Source organism: Litorimonas sp. WD9-15, from assembly GCF_050271975.1.
In the GTDB taxonomy this organism is placed as follows: domain Bacteria; phylum Pseudomonadota; class Alphaproteobacteria; order Caulobacterales; family Maricaulaceae; genus Litorimonas.
Genome location: NZ_CP189850.1, coordinates 677713 through 693627, shown reverse-complemented (window position 1 = coordinate 693627; position 15915 = coordinate 677713). Strand labels below are relative to the sequence as shown.

Here is a 15915-nt window from a genome sequence, read left to right as displayed (position 1 = left end):
TAGTCATTATGAAGATTTTATTTTTGAAAACCGTCGCCACGCTATCCCTCATCAGCCTCACCGCCTGTCAGCCCTCTGTGGACAGCGATATTGCCGTCGAGGCAGAGCGCGGCGCGCCGGACGCTTCCGTTCAAGCCGTTGACGATGCGGTTCAGAAAGACGGCAAAGTCCGTGTTGTTTTGCAGGACCCCGTCTCGGAACCTCGCGCCTGTATCGTGCCCATCCGCATTGAAAACGGATTGGAGGGCGATGTCAGCGTCACCATGATCGGGTTTGATGTCACAGGACCAGGTGAAGACACAAAGGGCAATATGTTCGCCCCCGTCGCCGAATCCGGTATGGCGTCAGAAGCCCGCGTGATTTTAGAGGGCCAAAGTTGTGACGCCTTTGAGACGATCACCGTACCGGAAGTCCTCTGTAAAGAAGATGACGCCGATTGCCGCGCCAAGATCGAATTTGAAGATGGCGCCGACCTGAGCTTCTCTCAGGCCGGCTAAATCATTTAAATCTCTTCCGGATAGACCGGACGGATATCATAGGGAATATCGTCCAAATTGCCGAGTACAGTTTCCGCGGCCTCGTCCAGTGGGAGATATTCATCCAGGAAATCTTTCGCCTGATCGTAGTTTCCGTCGCCTTGGATCATGACGACTTTCCCGACCAGGTCTGAAATCGCCTGTTCCAATTTCTCAAAATCGAGACGGAACCGTTTTTCCTCAGGCAACCATTCGGCGGCTCCGACTTCGCGGAAATAATTATATTGGAAGGCCGCGCCCTTGGCGTGGGCTGCGCCCGTGCCGAAGCGCATGGAGCGGAATTTACCTGTGAAATAGGTCGCAAGAAACGCGTTCTTATCCGCAATATCCAACTCGCCGCGATCCATCATATAGAGAATATTATACGCGCCCATGACATCGGCTTTGCCTTCTTCCAGGCCCGAGGCGAGCTCTTTTAATTGCGCATTCACAGTCGTATCGACACCATCAACACTTATCGTGCCGGGTCCCAGCGAGTGAGAGAGCTCGTGGAACAGCGTATTATTGCTCATCCATTTTTTCGCCGTAAGGTCCGCCTGTTCGGGGACGAGGACACGTTCACCAATCGGGGACAGGATGCGGTCATATTTCGCACCGAGCACGTTATTTAATATAACCTTCTTTGCGCCCTTGGCTTCCCGGACCCGCTCATCATTAGGCAAGTTAAACGCAATCGTTTGTACGCCGTTCTCATTATCGCCGCCGCCGTGGACTTGGTAAGTTACGGCGATGGGTGACTCGAAGCCGCGTCCGAAATTCTTATAGCTTTCCGGCACGGGCAGGTTGGCTTCCATATCGCGCAGGTAATCTTTATATTTGGACAGCGCCGCGCTCTCTTCCGGATTTTTGACGGTCACGAAACTCTCATAGGCGGTTTTATAACCGAAGAGTTGGTCGTCATAGACCTCGTAAGGGCCAATCGCGATTTCGATATTTCCGTCCAGATCCATCCACGCCATTTCAGACGCAAAATAATCATCCGTCAGGAAGGCGTCCGCGCGTAAATTGAGAAAATTCTTGAGGCTGGCATTCTCAGATATTTCAGCGGCTTCGCGCATGAGTTTTGCTGCGGGCTCAAGGAAGGCTTTATATTCGACGTGATAGGGCACGGCTTTTAATCCACCTTCATCATTGCGGCGAATAACCGTGTAGCCGGAAGTGAAGGCGGCTTTGTCTGCGGGGTTGGCCTTGATCCAACCCTCAAACTCGTCTCGCGTCATGTCCTCGGGATAAAACCCTGCACCTTCGGGGCAGCGCGCACCTTCGACAAAGACATAATCCTCTTCAAGCCCGTCACAGGGACCGTAATGGAGATCAAACATGGCGAGTTGCAAGGGCGTGCCTGCGCGTTTGATTTCCGTGCGCAGCGCTGGATAAGTCTCGCCCCGTTGGAGTAGGTAGATTTGCGAGAGGTAATCGCTCGCCTCGATCAATTTATTGACAACGGCCCGTTCCGAATCCGAGAGAAACGCCGTATCGGGATTCATCTGAACTTCGGCAAATTTTGTATATTGCTGCTCGATTTTGGAGCCCGCTTCGGTGTTGAGGTCAGACACTTCCGTTTCCGGGTTGGATGTATCTTGCGGTGCGTTTGTTTCAGCTTGGCTGGCGGGCGCATCGACATCGCTGATCTCAACCTCTGCCTCTTTTTTCGAACAGCCTGCGATGAGCGCTGCAATTGCAATTGTCGTTAAATATTTGCGCATGATCTATGCCTCCAATGCATTGCGGATCTGTTCCGCGAGTGTTTTTAACTCGTCCGTATCGGCCATTTCGCCCGCCGCATGGCCTGCCAAGGCTTCACCGTCATAACGGGGAATGATGTGAACGTGGGAATGAAAAACGGTTTGTCCGGCTGGCGCACCGTTAAATTGCGTGACGACAATTCCGTCAGGTTTTAAGGCTGATCGCACAGCCGTCGCGACGCGCTGCACTGTACCGAAAAGACGGCCAATATCCTTGGGCGCGACCTCCAGCAGATTACGGGAGGGATTGCGCGGAATGACGAGCACATGTCCGCGCGATTGCGGAAACGCATCCATAAAGGCCAGCGTCCCGCCATCTTCATAAACTTTCGCACAAGGCATTTCTCCCCGCAAAATTTTCGCGAAAATATTTTGCTCGTCATACTGTCCGTCGAGGCTCATGAGACGTCTTTCCTAATCTATTCAGATGTCGAGATAATATTATCCCGTAGCTTTGGTGCAGCATAGTGTTTTGCGTGGAGAATTATAGAGCTCATTACCAAAGGTATGATGAGCAGCGAGAAAGCATAAATGCCATACGGCCATATCTCTAAAGTCAATTCACCCATCCAGAAGACTGTCATCCACGCCCAGAAAATGACATATCCGAGAATTTGAAGCCAGAACGGCATGAGGAAAAACGGCAGGATAAATCCGTATAAGAACGAAAAAAAAGTTCCGGTTTTCCATTTACCAAAGCGCCGTTCGGGAATGTTATCTATATCTTCGGCCTCTATAACTTTAGCGGCTTGCATATCGGCGAGGAAAACCTTTGCCGCAGCATATTCCGAAGCGGGAACCGTGATAATCAACCCGCCAAATGCAGTAAAATACAGACCACATTGGAGACTATGATGCTGGTTCTGAAAACTGGGGTGAAACCCGCCCGCCGCGAGCGTTGCGAACTCCACATGTGCCGCGGGTAAATTATTATAGCGTTGAAAAATGACGAGCAAGATTTCAATCTTTACGAAACGGTGTGTGCTTGGCCAGTATACTAACTTCATGTTCAACGGCGAGGCGTTCGCGGTCAAGGTAATCCTCCACGCCCTGCCTCAATCCCGGATGGGCGAGCCAGTGGGCTGAATGGGTGATGACGGGCTCGTACCCGCGGGCGAGTTTATGTTCACCCTGCGCGCCCGCTTCAACGCGGGGCAGGCCGCGTTCCAGACCAGCCTCGATCGCCTGATAATAGCAGAGTTCGAAATGGAGGAAGGGCTTGTGCACGAGCGCACCCCAATTGCGTCCATAGAGCGCGTCACTGCCGATATAATTTAGCGCGGCGGCTATAGGTGTGTCGTCCATCCATGCCATAACAAGGACGATGTCATCCCGCATGGTCTGCTGCATCAAATCGAAAAATTTTCGGTTCAGATAGGGCCGTCCCCATTTGCGCTGTGACGTGTCGAGATAGCATTGGTAGAACACGTCCCAATGTTCGTCTTTCAGGTCATCCCCGCTCAAGCGTTTGATCGTGACGCCGTCCTGCGCGGCCTTCCGTTCCTTGCGGATATTCTTGCGCTTGCGCGATGACAGACTGGCGAGGAAGGCGTCGAAATCGGCATAGTCTCGATTGATGAAATGGAACTGGCGGTCTTCCCGCGCGGCAAAGCCTAGATTGTTCAGAACGGGACGGTCATCCTCATTCAGGAATGTCAGATGCACGCCCGACATGTCCCATTCCGCGCAGGCCTGCATCATCGCGCCCGCCACCGCCGTGCGTCCCTCTTCCGTGTGGGAGAGCAATCGCGGTCCTGTTGCGGGGGTAAAGGGCACACAAGATTGCAGTTTCGGATAATAATCCATTCCCGCCCGCATGAGGGCATCGGCCCAGCCATGGTCAAAAACATATTCGCCCTGACTATGCGATTTGACGTAGAGTGGCGCCGCGCCAATCGCCGTGCCGGACGCATCCTCGACCCAGATATGGCGCGGCATCCATCCCGTTTCCGCACTCGCACAACCGGAGACTTCTGCCGCATTGAGGAAGCGGTGGGTGAGGAAGGGGTGGTTGCCCCCACGGGAATGAGTGGGGATGAGCGCGTCCCAATCGGCAGCCGCAACATCGGAGATCTGCGTCAGGATACGGGCGGTGTAAGTGGGCTCGGACATTATATTGATACAAACGAAATAGGGCGGATGTTCAAGGGACTCCGTACACTCAAACCTTGGTCATACCGTCGCGACCCGAAGGGGCGTCCGGTACCCATGCCGTGATATTTGCGGAAAGCGCCGAATTCAAAACTTCACGCGACCTCAACGGTATGGGCATCGGGCACGCAGAGCCCGCGTCGATGTGACTGCTAGTTAGAACTTAAACCTCGATCTCTACAACCGCATCAATCTCCACCGCCACATCCAGCGGCAGGCTCGGCGCAGATACCGCGAACCGTGCATGTCGCCCCGCATCGCCAAACACCGCGACCATAATATCCGAGCAGCCATTAATGACTTTCGGAATATCCGCCTGCGTCGCATCCGTCGTCGCCTGCACGAATCCGCCCAATTTCACGACGCGTTTCACTTTTGACAGGTCACCACCACAGGCTGCCTTCATCTGCGCGATCAGGTTGAGGGCTGACAGTTTTGCAGCCCCCTGTCCTTGTTCCACGCTCAGGCCTTCACCCAACCGACCTTTGACCTCGTCCTCGCCGATTTTCGAAATCTGGCCGGAGATAAAGACGAGATTCCCGCTAATGACATAGGGCACATAATTCGCCACGGGCGCAGCGGGTGTAGGAAGTGTCAGGCCAAGCTCTGCGAGACGGTTTTCGGGTGTGGTCATTTTATGTAGGGCTCCAAAGGATAGAAGAGAAAGCGAATGAGGCGCATGATATGGCGAGAGACAACATAAGTCACCGCGATACAGGCGGGAAAAAGGTAGACGATACCGGCCTGCCGTCCAGCTCGACTTCCGTTTAAATATTCAACAAGTGACCCTATTCCTATGAGGCCGGGTAAGCTCGCAATGAAAAAAAGCGGGCTGAACAAAAGTCCAATTGCGATGAGTTTCAAAATAGAGGGACGTGCCAAACGGTTATAGGATTTACAGTCGAAACATTTAATCGCCCTGCGCGGTGATTTCAGAAAATAATCGGACAATTCCGCCAGATTAAACCGCGCGCCGCAAACCGAACAGGTTCTCGCTTTTGGTCGTGTGTGGGATATTGCGGCACTTTGCATCGAAAAAGACATTAAGGCCTTTGATGAACGGCGTCCAGAAACCTATATAGATCGCATGACAGACCTTCCCGCCACCTTTCCGCTCCCAACCCATCGGCCCGACCTCGTGGATTTCCTCGCAACACGGCGGTCTAATCTGGCGAAAGTGATGGGCGGTCCGGGGCCGGACGAGGTGACGCGGGAAAAGCTGCTAGAAATTGCCGCCCGTGTGCCGGACCACCGCAAACTCGCGCCGTGGCGCTTTGTTCTGTTCGAGGGTGAGGCCCGCGCAAATTTTGGCCAGCATATTGCCAGCGCCTTTATGACGGGCAACCCAAACGCGCCGGCAGACCGTGCCGTGTTCGAAGGCGCGAGGCTGAACCGTGCGCCGCTCGTCGTGGCCGTCATATCCGCGCCGGTTGAATGTCCACGCGGCACGCCAAAGTGGGAGCAGGAACTTTCCGCGGGGGCCGTTTGTTTCAATCTTTGCCTCGCCGCCCAAGCCCACGGCTTTGGGGCGCAATGGTTGACGGAATGGTATACCTATGATGATGCCGTGAACGGCGCATTGGGCTTGGCAGACACAGAGCGCGTGGCAGGATATGTCTATATTGGCACGCCTGACGCACCCGCATCCCCGCGAACACGGCCTAACCTAGCAGAAAAAACCCGGTTCTGGAAAAACTGACCCTACATTTGGGTAGTTCACTGTGTTTCACCTCTTCGTGTGGTGACATAAATGTTTCTAGTGGGTATATAAAGTCAGAGCTTGTCTTTCGAGGCTAGCTTAGCTCCCGGCCACCATTGCGCCCCGTGTGGTCGGGAGTGTCTTATTCCCTACCTGGTTTCGTTAAATAATTCCCGTCCGATCAACCATCGGCGGATTTCACTCGTGCCCGCACCAATTTCCATCAGCTTCGCATCGCGCAAATACCGACCCGTTGGGTAATCATTGATATAGCCATTCCCGCCCAACATCTGGATCGCGTCCAGCGCGACTTGTGTGGCGCGTTCGGCAGCATAGAGAATACAGCCAGCCGCGTCCTTGCGCGTTGTTTCACCGCGGTCACAGGCGGCGGCCACGGCATAGGAATAGGACCGCGCGGTGGAGAGCGACACATACATATCGGCCAATTTCCCCTGCATCAGCTGGAATTCCCCAATGGCTTTGCCGAATTGTTTGCGCTCGTGAATATAGGGCAGGACCGTGTCGAGGCAGGCCTGCATGATCCCCGTTGAAACGGCGGAGAGCACGACCCGTTCGTAATCCAGCCCAGACATCAGGATTTTCGCGCCGTCGCCAATCTCGCCGACAATATTTTCTTCCGGCACAAAACAATTCTCAAAGATGAGTTCGCACGTGTCCGAGCCGCGCATACCCAGCTTGTCGAGTTTTTGCGCGGTGGAGAATCCCTCAAAATCTTTCTCAATTAAAAAGGCCGAGACGGACTTGCTGCCCGCACTCGGATCGGTCTTGGCATAGACCAAGAGTGTGTTCGCCGTGGGTGCATTGGTGATCCACATTTTATTGCCATTGAGCAGGTAACCGCCCTGTGCTGTTTCCGCCTTTAACCGCATGGACATGACGTCTGATCCGGCGCCGGGTTCACTCATGGCGAGACTGCCGAGATGCTCGCCGGAAATCAGTTTCGGGAGGTATTTGGCTTTCTGCTCTGCATTCCCCCAACGCTGGATTTGGTTGATACAAAGGTTGGAATGCGCGCCGTAAGACAAGCCGACAGAGGCGCTCGCGCGAGACACTTCCTCGATCGCGATAGTGTGCTCCAGATAGCCAAGGCCCAGCCCGCCATCTTCTTCGGAAACGGTAATGCCGTGCAGACCCAATTCGCCCATTTTCTCCCAGAGGTGACGCGGGAATTCGTTCTTTGCATCCACCTCATCCGCGATGGGCATTAGTTCCTTCTGGCAGAATTGATAAACGGTCTCGCGGATCATTTCTGTTGTTTCGGAATGGCCAAAGCCGAGTGTTGGGTAGGATGTGGTAGACATTTATCTTTTCTCTTCTTCTAAGCGGACAAGTAATGCCCCATCGGTGACAAGGTCTCCAATGGCCGCGCCGGTTTCCGCCACGACGCCGTCACGCGGAGCCGTAAGGGTTTGTTCCATTTTCATGGCCTCCATCACGACGAGCGGGTCGCCCTCAGACACGCTATCGCCAATGGCGACGTTCAACGCGATGATTTTACCGGGCATGGGCGCGGTGATGGCGTCGGCGGAGGTTTTCAGACTGTTTTCTGGGCGATAGAAAGGTACGGCAAGTCTTTTTCCTTGTCGTTTCAGAACGACGAAATCGTCATAAATGCTGGCACGCCATGCATCCAGTGCATTCAAGGTCGCCCAACTATCGTCGTCTTCCGAAGCGTCACGATTTTCAACGACAAGTGTTTCACCTTCAACCACGCAAATACTCTGTTCTTCTCGCGGGGAAACGCGCACTGGGAAAGCATGCCCTTCTTTTTCGAAAACAATTGTCGTGAAATCATCGCCGTTCATCCGGAAGGCATTCAACTCTTCAAATGGAGTCACGATACCTTTTCCCGATCTCGCTTTCTTATAAGCCGTACGCGATATGCTCTGAACAACTGACGCTGCCGCGTTTGCATATCCAAAAGCAGGAATCTCATCCGGATCATTGACCAGATTCTCGATTTTTTCCCGAATGAGATGTGTTGTCGGAATGCCTTCGACAAAATCATCAATATTCAGCAACCTGAAAAGAAAATCCGCATTCGTCTTGAGGCCTTCAATAGAGCTATATTCCAAAGATTCGCGAAGCTGATACAAGACCAGTTCGCGTGTCGGCCCATACACAATAAACTTTGCAATCATGGGATCGTAATGGATTGAGATCAAATCCTGTTCTGACACGCCCGTATCGACACGTTCTATAATACCCTCATCCACAGGACCTAGCAATTTAAGCCGTGTGAGTTTGCCCACACTCGGCAGGAAATCATTCGCGGGATCCTCAGCATAAAGCCGCGCCTCGATCGCATGGCCGCTCATCTTAATCTCATCCTGCGCAGGCAGCTCCTCCCCCCGCGCAACCCGTATCTGCCATTCGACCAGATCCAGTCCTGTAATCTCTTCGGTCACCGGATGTTCCACCTGCAAACGCGTGTTCATTTCCATGAACCAGAATCCGTCCTCACGGAGCTTGCCCGACCCGTCGACGATAAATTCGACCGTGCCCGCGCCGACATAATCCACGGCTTTGGCGGCATTGATGGCGGCATGTGTCATGGCGCGTCGGACCGTATCCGTCATGCCGGGGGCGGGGGCTTCTTCAATCACTTTTTGATGGCGACGTTGCAGTGAGCAATCGCGCTCGAACATGTGCACGACGTTGCCGTGCATGTCGCCAAAGACTTGGACTTCAATATGGCGCGGGGATTGGATATATTTCTCGATCAGGACGTCATCATTGCCGAAGCTGCTGGCCGCCTCGCGTTTGCAACTGGCGAGGGCGGCGTCGAAATCCGCGTCGGCTTCGACTTTCCGCATGCCCTTCCCGCCGCCGCCTGCGACGGCTTTGATGAGAACGGGATAGCCGATCATGCCGGCTTTTGCTTTCAGCAATTTGGGCGATTGATCTTTGCCGTGATAGCCGGGGGTGATCGGCACGCCCGCCTTATCCATCAATTTCTTCGCGGCATCTTTCAGACCCATGGCTTCCATGGCCTCCGCTGATGGTCCGATAAAGATCAGGCCCGCTTTTTCGCAGGCCCGCACAAAGTCAGGGTTTTCTGACAGGAAACCATAGCCGGGATGGATCGCATCCGCGCCGGTCTCTTTTGCTGCCTCAATGATTTTCTCGATGACGAGATAGGACTCCACGGCGGGCGATGGCCCGATATGAACCGCCTCATCCGCTAGGCGAACATGGAGTGCTTGGCGGTCCGCATCGGAATAAACCGCAACGGTCGCAATGCCCATTTTCCGCGCGGTCTTAATCACGCGGCAGGCAATTTCGCCGCGATTGGCGATGAGGATTTTTCTAATTTCTTTTTTCATTACATTCTAAAGACACCAAATTTGGTGTCCTCCAAAGGCGCATTCGCGCTCATCGCTAATCCCAATCCCAACACCCGCCTTGTATCTCTCGGTGCGATGATGCCGTCATCCCATAATCTCGCGCTGGCGAAATAGGGATGCCCCTCTTTTTCGAACCGCTCAATAATCGGTTTCTTAAAGGCTTCGCGTTCTTCGTCCGTCCAATTCGCGGCGTCGCGATTGACGGTGGCCAGCACATCCGCAGCCTGCTCCCCGCCCATGATCGAAATCCGCGCATTGGGCCACATGAACATCAGGCGTGGTGAGTAGGCTCGCCCGCACATGCCGTAATTCCCCGCGCCGTAAGAGCCGCCAACGATAACCGTGAATTTCGGGACTTTGGCACAGGCCACCGCGTGGACCATTTTTGCGCCATGTTTGGCGATACCACCCGCTTCGGCTTTTGATCCAACCATAAAGCCCGTGATGTTTTGCAGGAAGATCAGCGGAATTTTCCGCTGCGCGCAGAGCTCAACAAAATGCGCGCCCTTTACCGCAGAATCCGAAAACAAGACGCCATTATTGCCGAGAATACCAACGCGGTAGCCGTGAATACTGGCAAAGCCGCAGACGAGCGTCGTCCCGAACTCTTTCTTAAATTCCGTGAATTTGGACCCGTCCGTGATGCGCGCAATAATCTCGCGACAATCATAGGGTTGGCGGAGGTCCGTCGGCACGACGCCGTCCAATTCGTCCACGTCATAGGCAGGCGGTTCGTGAGTTTCGTCGGGCGAAAAAGACGGGGTCGCTTTCCCTAAAGTCTCCACCGCATCGCGCGCCATTTGCAGCGCATGCGCATCATTGGCGGCGAGGTGATCGACCACGCCACTGGTCCGCGCGTGTAACGCACCACCGCCGAGGCTCTCCGCATCAATATCCTCGCCCGTCGCGGATTTCACGAGGGGTGGTCCCGCGAGGAAGATTGTCCCTTGGTCGGCAACGATAATACTCTCATCCGCCATGGCTGGAACATAGGCCCCGCCCGCCGTGCAACTGCCCATAACGACCGCGATCTGCGCGATGCCTTGGGCACTCATATTGGCCTGATTGTAAAAGGCGCGGCCAAAATCTTCCTTGCCCGGAAAAATCTCCGCCTGATTGGGCAGGTTTCCGCCACCCGAGTCCACGAGATAGATACAGGGCAGCCTATTCTCTTGTGCAATTTCCTGCGCCCGCGCCTGTTTCTCGCAGGTCATGGGATAATAGGTCCCGCCTTTGACGGTCGCGTCATTACAAATAATCATGACCTCGCGGCCCGAGACGCGGCCAATGCCTGTGATCAGACCCGCACTGGGGACTTGGTCATCATACATCCCGTAAGCCGCCATTTGACTGAGTTCGAGAAACGGGGTGCCCGGATCCAGCAGGCGTTCGACGCGCTCCCGCGGCAGCAATTTCCCACGCGACAGGTGACGTTCCCGCGACCGTTCAGAGCCGCCCAGTGCAATCTTCCCGACCTTCTCGCGCAAATCCGCGACAAGCGCTTCCATCGCTTCGCGGTTCTCCCGAAATTGCGGACTGTCGGGATTAATCTTGGACTGTATCTTCGGCATAGGCCCTTGATTAGGAAGCGCGGCGCGCAATGTCCATCCACTGGAATAGGAGCTGTGCGCAAATGCTTGCTAGTAATTGGCGGCTCAGCGCCTATCTTGGGCACATGACACGATCTTCTGTAAAAACACCCGCCGATCAATCTCTCGTCAAAACGAGCGGGTATGAGGGGCGTGGGTTGGATTACATCGTGGACGAGGCGCCCGAAGCGGGAAGCGCCACAGAGGTTGCACCCGGGGTCTATTGGTTGCGGTTCTCCCTGCCGATGACGGGCCTCAACCACATTAATCTCTGGGCGCTGAGAGACCGGGATGGCTGGGTGATTGTCGATACGGGCATTGCGGACAAGGTCAGCCGTGAGATTTGGGAAAAACATTTCACGGGATTGCTCGGCGGCCGTCCCGTCAACCGCGTCATCTGCACCCATCTTCATCCCGATCATACCGGCTTGGCGGGCTGGCTCTGCCGGAAATTCGGCGCGCCGCTTCTTATGACGCGCGGCGAGTATTTTCTCTGCCGCCTCATGGCGGCGGATACGGGGAAGGTCGCGCCGAAAGAGGGCGTCCGCTTTTACCAGAAATGCGGCTTCACATCTGAGCAGATCGAACTTTACAAAATGCGCTTTGGCGGCTTCGGCAAAGCGATCTCGACCCTGCCGCAAAGTTATGACCGTCTGGTAGATGGGGAGTTGGGATTAATCGGAGGCCGCGAATGGCGCGTGATTATCGGGTCTGGGCATTCGCCCGAACATGCCTGTCTCTATTGTCCGGAACTCAATCTCGTTCTGTCGGGTGATCAGCTTCTTCCGAATATTAGCTCGAACGTGTCCGTCTGGCCGACGGAGCCGGAGAGTAATCCACTGGAAGATTGGATTAATTCCTGCCATAAATTGATGGCCGAACTCCCCGAGGATGTGCTGGTGTGTCCGGCGCATGGCATTCCCTTTCGCGGTGCGCATAAGCGGCTCGGGAAATTGATTGAACATCACGAGAAAGCGCTCAACCGTCTCGCAGAATTTTGTCGCGAACCGCGCCTCTCCACCGGAGTCTATTCCGTTCTGTTTCGGCGGGAAATCACGGATAGCAACCGGATTATGGCCGTCGGGGAAAGCGTCGCACATCTCAACTGTCTAAAAGGACGCGGCATCGTTTCGCGCCGTTTGGATGATGCCGGACGGTTTACCTATAAAACGAGAACCGGGTGGTCTCCGGAAACCGTTAAAGCGGCGGTGTAATGCCGAGCGCGGTCATCGTAACGAAACCAATCGTCAGGGCCGCAAACCCCGCAATACCGTAATAATAAAGACGACGTCGTTTAATCGCGCAAAGCTCACGCTTTGTCATGCCGTGATTAAGAAGGTATATATCGATCAGTCTAGTCATGGTCTTTCTCTCTTGTTGAACAGGGTATGAACAATAAAAACCAAATGGTCAACAATTGTCATATCACAGAATTGTGAGCATCTGTTGCTTAAACAATGCGACTAGTAAGTTTTCAGTTCCAAGATGTTTTTGGCAATTCAGGTTTATGGGAAACTAAATCCGCGCTTATGACAGATTTCAGTGTGTCGTGTTCCTGGACTTGAGCCGAGACCTATGCGCATAGGCTTTCATCGGCCGCTCTGATAAATAAATCATACCGAACAATCGGTTATCTCCATTTACACCGCACTGAACTCTACGTCCGTCGGATGGGTCCCGGGCGGTTGTTTGCAAGCCAACAACATGGTCCGGGAACATTTGGCGTTAAATTCAGAATAATAATCCTCACCTCTCCAAACGCCCCTATATTTAAACTCGTTCTTTCGGACACGGGACAGGTAGGAGCTCATCTGCCGGTATCGAAAGACGGTGCGTCTATTGATGTGGTGTGAGAGCCATATTGAGGGGCCCAGCCGCGAGCGCCTGACGGGGTGGAACCCCCGCAGTCCAGTAAGGCCGCCGTTGGAGAAGCACCGCCGCGTGGAGTGCAATTGGCTTTCGCCAAATGCACAGGCTGAGACCTGTCTAACAAACGGGTCGAAGTCGACCTTTGCGTAAAACATTTCTATCTTTGGTCTCCATCGCGGAGGTCACCACGCGGACGTCCCACTTTATTTGGACACTCGCCTGTTTTGCGGACCCCCTTTGAAAGAGGTGATGGGCGGCGAGCGATGATGCTTGTCTGCACCCCATTAATATGAAGCTGTCATCCTCTGGCTTGATCGGAGGATGACAGCCGTAAAGAAAGAGAGGTTCTAAAACCCAACGTCCATAAGCCGCCTTCTGGAACCGAAGCGGGCCAGCCATTTCGGCGCTTTGCGTCTAAAACGCCTCTTCTTCCGGCAGGAAAATCTCGCGTTTGCCGCCTGCCCCGCTCGGGCCGATCATGCCTTCGCCTTCCATGCGTTCGATGAGGTCGGCGGCGCGGTTATAACCGATGGAGAGTTTGCGTTGAATATAGCTGGTCGAAGCCTTGCGGTCGCGCGCCACAATCGCGACGGCTTGATCGAAAAGGGAGCCGCCTTCAGAGCCGCCGCCCGCAAGTTTGGCGTCCGATGGCCCCTCCTCGCGCTCGGTTGTGATGTCTTCGAGATAGCTCGGCGCGCCTTGAGCTTTCATAAAGGCGGAGATGCGTTCGACTTCGCCGTCCGAGACAAACGGTCCGTGGAGACGGCGCGGACGCCCCGTTCCGGCAAAGAGCATATCGCCATTGCCGAGCAGGGCTTCGCCGCCCTGTTCGCCGAGGATGACGCGGCTGTCGATCTTGGAGCCGACGCGGAAACAGATACGGGCCGGGAAGTTGGCCTTGATCGTGCCCGTAATGACATCGGTGGATGGACGTTGCGTCGCCATGATGACGTGAATACCCGCCGCCCGCGCCATTTGCGCGAGGCGTTGGACGGAGCCTTCGATATCCTTCTTGGCGACCATCATCAGGTCGGCCATCTCGTCAATGATGACGACGATATAGGGCATGGGTTCAAACTCGAGCTCCTCAGTCTCATATTCCGGTTCGCCCGTCTCCTTGTTGTAACCCGTCATGATCGTCTTGGTCATGGTCTCGCCACTCGCTTTGAACTCGGCGACCTTCTCGTTGAAGCCCGCCATGTTGCGGACATTCATCTTGGCCATTTTGCGGTAGCGGTCTTCCATTTCCCGCACAGTCCATTTCAGTGCGACGACGGCTTTTTTGGGTTCCGTGACAACAGGCGCGAGGAGATGCGGGCAGCCGTCATAAACAGACAGCTCGAGCATTTTCGGGTCGATCATGATGAACTTACACTGCTCCGGCGGGAGGGTGTACATGAGCGAGAGGATCATCGCGTTGACGCCGACCGACTTACCGGAGCCCGTCGTACCGGCGACGAGCAAATGCGGCATCTTCGCAAGGTCGGCAACAAACGGCGTGCCGCCAATATCCTCGCCGAGGATGAGCGGCAGCGAGGCTTCGCTATTGGCGAAAGCATCAGATGCCAACATATCGCGCAGCCAGACCATTTCGCGTTTGCGGTTGGGCAGTTCCACACCCATCGCATTGCGGCCGGGGACGACGGCAATCCGCGCGGATTGCGCGCTCATATTGCGGGCGATGTCATCAGAGAGGTTGATGATGCGCTGGGACTTCACGCCGGGCGCTGGCTCGAACTCAAACAATGTCACGACGGGGCCGGGGCTGACCTGCCCCATTTCGCCGTCGACGCCGTAATCGCCCATGACCTTGTGAAGCTGCTCGGAACTCCGGCGCAGCGCGCCTTCATCGCGCACAGTGGAGCGCGGCGGCGGCATTTTCAGGAGGTCGAGACCCGGCAGGACGAAGTCATCTTCGCCGGAAAAATCGAATTGCGGCTGGGCGGGTTTCTTCGTGACGCGTTTCTTCTTCGCCATCGGCTTGGCCTTGGGAATTGGCGTCGGCGCGGGCGCATAGGCCACGGGTTCCGGTGCGGGCTCATATGTCGGGAGGACAGGAGCTTGCGGGGTGTCGGGAATATCGCGGTAGAGCGGTTCCGCAGCCATTTGCGCATCCATCGGGGCTTCGTAACCGCGCTTGAACAATTTGACGAGCCAAACCGACAATTTGTCAAACCAGACGCGGATATAGGCCCAGACCAAAGTCGCGGCATCGGCAATTTCCAGCAAGTCTCTGCGGACAACGCCGAGATAGAGCGCGAGGAGGTAGGCACTTGCGCAGAAGGAGAGCAGCGCAATGATCAACCCGCTGACGGGAACATTCCAGCTGTCCAGCCAGCCCTTGGGCGTCAGGTGCAGCAGGTCGCCAATCCAACCACCCAAACCGCTCGCCATGGGCCAGCTCTGCGGGATGGGGAAAGCGGACAGCGTCATCGTTCCGAACAGGACGACGCCTGTGGCAATCGCAAAGCGCTTAAACTTATCTGTCCGCGACCGATGGCCGACACGCCCCATCATGCGGCGAATGCCCGACAGCACGATCAGGAGCCCGGCCAAGAGACCGCCCCAGCCAATCGTCTGCATGATGATATTCGCGATATTCGCACCGAAGCTGCCAAGTGGATGACCACCCTTGCCGAGCCCTGCCGTATCGGCTGTTGGGTCAAAGGGGTTATAGGCGAGGACGCAGAGGACCAATGCGAAACCCAATGCCACCAACAGCAATGCCCGCACGGCCCGCCAGAACGCATTACCCTCTTGCGCCGTGACTTCGGCCATCATGGCGTGAATGTCCTCGGGCGCATAGGCGTAATTGGCGTCAAAATCGGCGGTGGCGGAAGGCGGTGGCGTCATCAATCTCTTTCACGGAACAGTGTGTGTTACCAAGATGTAAATGCCGAGAGTAAAGCCCGCGTTAAGATGGGGCGCGCTTTCGCCGCCATATCTGCGCTGTCAGCG

At 55.1% G+C, this 15915-nt stretch carries 14 protein-coding genes; 3 read left to right on the top strand and 11 right to left on the bottom strand.

Features of this window, described 5'->3' with window-relative positions:
- Positions 1-8 precede the first annotated feature (8 nt).
- Entirely contained in the window at positions 9-497 is a 489-nt protein-coding gene (locus ACP9M6_RS03330; RefSeq protein ID WP_427453432.1) for a hypothetical protein, read from the top strand.
- A 5-nt stretch (positions 498-502) separates the two neighbouring features.
- Here the strand turns inward: ACP9M6_RS03330 and ACP9M6_RS03325 are convergent, their stop codons facing one another.
- The 6 genes from ACP9M6_RS03325 to ACP9M6_RS03300 form a co-directional block, all read right to left on the bottom strand.
- The gene (locus ACP9M6_RS03325) at positions 503-2242 is read right to left on the bottom strand and encodes a dipeptidyl-peptidase 3 family protein (RefSeq protein WP_427453430.1); all 1740 of its coding nucleotides are present in this window, start codon (positions 2240-2242) and stop codon (positions 503-505) included.
- A gap of 3 nt (positions 2243-2245) precedes the next feature.
- A complete protein-coding gene (locus ACP9M6_RS03320; RefSeq protein ID WP_427453428.1) occupies positions 2246-2683 on the bottom strand; it encodes an HIT family protein in 438 nt (145 codons plus the stop codon).
- Between the two features lie 17 nt (positions 2684-2700).
- Positions 2701-3237, bottom strand: coding sequence for a hypothetical protein (locus ACP9M6_RS03315; protein WP_427453426.1), 537 nt, complete (start codon positions 3235-3237; stop codon positions 2701-2703).
- A gap of 4 nt (positions 3238-3241) precedes the next feature.
- Complete coding sequence (locus ACP9M6_RS03310) at positions 3242-4393, bottom strand: GNAT family N-acetyltransferase (RefSeq protein WP_427453425.1); 1152 nt, start codon at positions 4391-4393, stop codon at positions 3242-3244.
- A 202-nt stretch (positions 4394-4595) separates the two neighbouring features.
- Positions 4596-5066 carry a RidA family protein gene (locus ACP9M6_RS03305; RefSeq protein ID WP_427453423.1) on the bottom strand — a complete coding sequence of 157 codons (471 nt, stop codon included), beginning with the start codon at positions 5064-5066 and terminating at the stop codon, positions 4596-4598.
- Complete coding sequence (locus ACP9M6_RS03300; RefSeq protein ID WP_427453421.1) at positions 5063-5476, bottom strand: hypothetical protein; 414 nt, start codon at positions 5474-5476, stop codon at positions 5063-5065. Before ACP9M6_RS03300 ends, ACP9M6_RS03305 begins: the two co-directional genes overlap by 4 nt.
- 43 nt (positions 5477-5519) lie before the next feature.
- On the opposite strand from ACP9M6_RS03300, the gene ACP9M6_RS03295 reads away from it, so the two are divergent.
- Positions 5520-6131 carry a nitroreductase family protein gene (locus ACP9M6_RS03295; RefSeq protein ID WP_427453419.1) on the top strand — a complete coding sequence of 204 codons (612 nt, stop codon included), beginning with the start codon at positions 5520-5522 and terminating at the stop codon, positions 6129-6131.
- Between the two features lie 149 nt (positions 6132-6280).
- Here ACP9M6_RS03295 and ACP9M6_RS03290 read toward each other — a convergent pair whose 3' ends face one another.
- Genes ACP9M6_RS03290 through ACP9M6_RS03280 form a run of 3 tightly spaced genes read right to left on the bottom strand, consistent with a single transcriptional unit; the run spans position 6281 to position 11070 of the window.
- Entirely contained in the window at positions 6281-7453 is a 1173-nt protein-coding gene (locus ACP9M6_RS03290) for an isovaleryl-CoA dehydrogenase (RefSeq protein WP_427453418.1), read from the bottom strand.
- Entirely contained in the window at positions 7454-9478 is a 2025-nt protein-coding gene (locus ACP9M6_RS03285) for a biotin carboxylase N-terminal domain-containing protein (RefSeq protein WP_427453416.1), read from the bottom strand. It lies immediately after the preceding gene.
- Positions 9478-11070 (bottom strand): carboxyl transferase domain-containing protein, encoded by a 1593-nt coding sequence (locus ACP9M6_RS03280; protein WP_427453414.1) that lies wholly within the window; start codon positions 11068-11070, stop codon positions 9478-9480. The genes ACP9M6_RS03285 and ACP9M6_RS03280 overlap by 1 nt, the downstream gene beginning before the upstream one ends.
- Before the next feature lie 104 nt (positions 11071-11174).
- Between ACP9M6_RS03280 and ACP9M6_RS03275 the strand changes: the two genes are divergently transcribed.
- Positions 11175-12302 (top strand): MBL fold metallo-hydrolase, encoded by a 1128-nt coding sequence (locus ACP9M6_RS03275; RefSeq protein ID WP_427453413.1) that lies wholly within the window; start codon positions 11175-11177, stop codon positions 12300-12302.
- On the opposite strand, the gene ACP9M6_RS03270 is transcribed toward ACP9M6_RS03275, so the two are convergent.
- Both ACP9M6_RS03270 and ACP9M6_RS03265 read right to left on the bottom strand, forming a co-directional pair.
- Positions 12286-12450 carry a hypothetical protein gene (locus ACP9M6_RS03270; protein WP_427453411.1) on the bottom strand — a complete coding sequence of 55 codons (165 nt, stop codon included), beginning with the start codon at positions 12448-12450 and terminating at the stop codon, positions 12286-12288. The two genes, ACP9M6_RS03275 and ACP9M6_RS03270, sit on opposite strands and share 17 nt — an antisense overlap.
- Before the next feature lie 921 nt (positions 12451-13371).
- On the bottom strand, positions 13372-15810 hold the full coding sequence (locus ACP9M6_RS03265) for a DNA translocase FtsK 4TM domain-containing protein (RefSeq protein ID WP_427453409.1): 2439 nt from the start codon (positions 15808-15810) through the stop codon (positions 13372-13374).
- Positions 15811-15915: the final 105 nt, after the last annotated feature.